General features: G+C 59.3%; 5 protein-coding genes. 4 read left to right on the plus strand and 1 reads right to left on the minus strand.

What is annotated here, in order from left to right; all coding sequences use genetic code 11:
* Positions 1-256: 256 nt before the first annotated feature.
* The 3 genes from DCO47_RS26430 to DCO47_RS27445 all read left to right on the plus strand — a co-directional run bounded on the left by DCO47_RS26430 (position 257) and on the right by DCO47_RS27445 (position 1,759).
* Positions 257-805 (plus strand): cupin domain-containing protein, encoded by a 549-nt coding sequence (locus DCO47_RS26430; protein WP_011333561.1) that lies wholly within the window; start codon positions 257-259, stop codon positions 803-805.
* Between the two features lie 196 nt (positions 806-1,001).
* Positions 1,002-1,286 (plus strand): hypothetical protein, encoded by a 285-nt coding sequence (locus DCO47_RS26435; protein ID WP_042609318.1) that lies wholly within the window; start codon positions 1,002-1,004, stop codon positions 1,284-1,286.
* On the plus strand, positions 1,286-1,759 hold the full coding sequence (locus DCO47_RS27445) for a hypothetical protein (RefSeq protein ID WP_256590274.1): 474 nt from the start codon (positions 1,286-1,288) through the stop codon (positions 1,757-1,759). Before DCO47_RS26435 ends, DCO47_RS27445 begins: the two co-directional genes overlap by 1 nt.
* A 60-nt stretch (positions 1,760-1,819) precedes the next feature.
* Here the strand turns inward: DCO47_RS27445 and DCO47_RS26445 are convergent, their stop codons facing one another.
* A complete protein-coding gene (locus DCO47_RS26445; RefSeq protein ID WP_116659259.1) occupies positions 1,820-2,251 on the minus strand; it encodes a hypothetical protein in 432 nt (143 codons plus the stop codon).
* Positions 2,252-2,410: 159 nt separating this feature from the next.
* Here DCO47_RS26445 and DCO47_RS26450 point away from each other — a divergent pair, with 159 nt between their 5' ends.
* Complete coding sequence (locus DCO47_RS26450; RefSeq protein ID WP_116659260.1) at positions 2,411-2,833, plus strand: HD domain-containing protein; 423 nt, start codon at positions 2,411-2,413, stop codon at positions 2,831-2,833.
* Positions 2,834-2,909: the final 76 nt, after the last annotated feature.

Here is a 2,909-nt window from a genome sequence, read left to right on the forward strand (position 1 = left end):
GATAGCGGTGTGTCAGCCCCGAATCATTACCTGACACACCGCCATCGCGAGCAGGCTCACTCCTACAGGTCGGGATTACCAAGGCATAAATGACTTTTGCCCAACCATCCATCGAACCTGCTGAGCAACACCCGCAAACGTGATTTAATAGCCGCCTTTCACGGTTCCGGGACACGGGAGCAACGTGATCCGCGCGACCTGCGCGTCACCCGCCACCCACCCCCATTACCCTTAAGTACCTCAACATAAGGCAGTCATGGATACGGGTTCTCGACTCAAACTAGTACGCGAAAGCTACAAACTCTCTCAGCGCGAGCTCGCCCGGCGTAGCGGCGTGACCAACGCGACCATCTCGCTGATCGAACAGAACCGCGTCAGCCCCTCCGTCAGCTCGCTGAAAAAGCTGCTCGAAGGCATACCGATGTCCCTGGCCGACTTCTTCACCTTCGATCAGCCGCCGCGCGAACACCAATACGTCTTCCGCGCCAACGAACAACCCGACCTCGGCCGCCACGGCCTGCGCCTGCTGCTCATCGGCGCCTCCGTCCCCAGCCGCCAGATGCGCCTGCTCCGCGAACAATACGCCCCCGGCGCCAGCTCCGGCGAAGAGCCGATCGTGCACGCCGAAGGCGAAGAGTGCGGGCTGGTGACGCGCGGCACGGTGGAATTGACCGTGGACGGGCAGGTGAGTGTGTTGAGTGCGGGCGATGGGTATTACTTTCCGACCACGCTGCCGCACAAGTTCCGCAATATCGGGGCGGATGAGGCTGAGATTATCAGTGCGAATACGCCGGCGAATTTTTGAGGGGCATGCATTTCGCACAGCTTTATCGAGGTTGATTTTCCAGGAACCCGCGGGCCGTCCGGGTGTTTTGCTGCGAAGCGTTCAGGCGTCGTAATTTGGCGAAACATTCGGGTGATAACCATTCGTCCGACGCGTCGCACGTTCGCCGCGCACCTGCTTCCAATGCTGTAACTCCACACGCAAAGGAAGAGCCACCATGCTGAACCATAGATTTGCGGTGATTACCCTCGCGGCATTGCTGTTCGGCAGTTCGCCGTACACGCTCGCGGCTGGCGAAACGTCGACCCCGAAGGCGAGCGACGGCACCAGCCAGACTCGTGAACCGGCGTCTCCAGCCACCAATGCCGACCCGGATGCCGATTCGCTACCCCAAGGTGGTGATGGTGGCAAGACCGACAATGGGCCGGTGCCTTCTGCCTCTAAACCCAGCCCTGCGGGTCAACCGTCCGGTAGCAGCAGTGGCGGGAGCGGCGGTAGTTGATGAGTGTCGCAAGCGGAAAGCCCGGTCTTTTGAGCCGGGCTTTTTTCTGCGCACAAGATGTTGTCTTTATTAACCTGATGTCTCTTCGAGGCGTCGGGTTATTTATCCCTGCCATTCGTCAGCCACCCCGCATTTTCACCGAATACCTGTTTCCAATGCGTAACTCACCCCGCAAAGGAACCATCGATATGCGCCCAGTCAAACTCGCAGCACTCTCCCTGGCCACCCTGTTATCCGCCACCTCGCTCTACGCAACAGCCGCCAGCGACACCCCTGAACCCACTGCAAACGACGGCAACAGCCAAACCAACCCGAGTGCGCCGGAAGACATTCATTCCAACGGCGCCACCGTGCCCAAGGGCACTCAGGGCAATACCACCAACAATGATGGCTCGACACCTTCGGGCTCCAAGCCCAGTGGTTCGAAGCAGTCGAACGACAGCGGTACCAGCAGCGGCGCTGGTGAGGGCTGATGGTGGGTTCAAATACAGCAAGCCCGGCATCCAGCCGGGCTTTTTGACAGATCCTGGAAGCTACTTGGCCTTCCAGTCACCACCACTGTTCTCACAATCAATCTTCGCCTGAGCCAAGTGTTCACCGTCGTAGTAATAGGTGGTGACTTTGGCGTTGTCGGGCATGTTCAGCGGTTTGGCGCTTTTGTCTTTGCTGGTCGAGTGCGGATTAGCGAGGGATTCCTGGGTGAGGCGGGCGGTGCAGGTGGCCTGGTAGTGGTCGTCGCAGCGCTCGACTTTTTTCTTGGTGGCGTTGAGGGTGTCCTTGCTTTCGTTGCTGCACGACCAGTTGATGGAGTCCACGGGCATGCCTTCGTATTCGTAGCAGCTGTGGGTTTCCACGGCGGGCACTGCGGCGCTGGAGGAGCGGGTCTGGACGTCGCAGCCTTCGGCCATGACGCAAGTGGGGATGATGGCGAATGTGGCGATCAGGAGCAGCAGTCGGATTTTCATCGGCAGTTCCTCTCCAATGGCGCCGCGTCCGATCGGTGATTTGGCGCTTGTCTGGTTTCGAGGCGGCGAGGGCGGGCAAGGTTCAATCGGCTTTGCGATGCACGATCCTCGCGTACACTGCGCAACAATCAGAAACATTCAGCGCAGGATTCGATTCCCATGGCCCAAACCCTCGAACGCGCCATCGCCATTGCCGCCACGGCCCACAGCGGGCAGGTGGACAAGGGCGGCGCGCCGTACATTTTGCATCCGCTGAAAGTCATGTTGCGCATGAACACGCTGGAAGAACGCATCGTCGCTGTGCTGCACGATGTGGTCGAGGATTGCGGGGTGAGTCTGGATGATTTGCGCGGGGAAGGTTTCAGCGATGAGGTGCTGGCGGCGATTGCAGCAGTGAGCAAATTGCCCGGTGAATCCTATGATGATTTCGTCGATCGCGCCGCGCAGAACCCGATCGGCCGGGTAGTGAAGCTGGCGGATCTGGAAGAGAACAGCGATATCTCGCGGATCACCTCGCCGAGTTGGGAGGATCTGGAGCGGGTCGAGAAGTATCGGCGGGCGATTGCACGGCTTCGCGCATAAAACGCAACCCCCCGTAGGAGCTGCCGAAGGCTGCGATCTTTTGATCTTGATCTTAAAAAATCAAAAGATCGCAGCC

Source organism: Pseudomonas sp. NDM, assembly GCF_003105095.1.
Lineage (GTDB): Bacteria > Pseudomonadota > Gammaproteobacteria > Pseudomonadales > Pseudomonadaceae > Aquipseudomonas > Aquipseudomonas moraviensis_A.

What these genes read in the sequence shown, in the direction of transcription:
- DCO47_RS26430 (WP_011333561.1), top strand. Translation starts at nt 257, where the DNA reads ATGGATACGGGTTCTCGACTCAAACTAGTACGCGAAAGCTACAAACTC.
- DCO47_RS26435 (WP_042609318.1), top strand. Translation starts at nt 1,002, where the DNA reads ATGCTGAACCATAGATTTGCGGTGATTACCCTCGCGGCATTGCTGTTC.
- DCO47_RS27445 (WP_256590274.1), top strand. Translation starts at nt 1,286, where the DNA reads ATGAGTGTCGCAAGCGGAAAGCCCGGTCTTTTGAGCCGGGCTTTTTTC.
- DCO47_RS26445 (WP_116659259.1), bottom strand. Translation starts at nt 2,251, where the DNA reads ATGAAAATCCGACTGCTGCTCCTGATCGCCACATTCGCCATCATCCCC.
- DCO47_RS26450 (WP_116659260.1), top strand. Translation starts at nt 2,411, where the DNA reads ATGGCCCAAACCCTCGAACGCGCCATCGCCATTGCCGCCACGGCCCAC.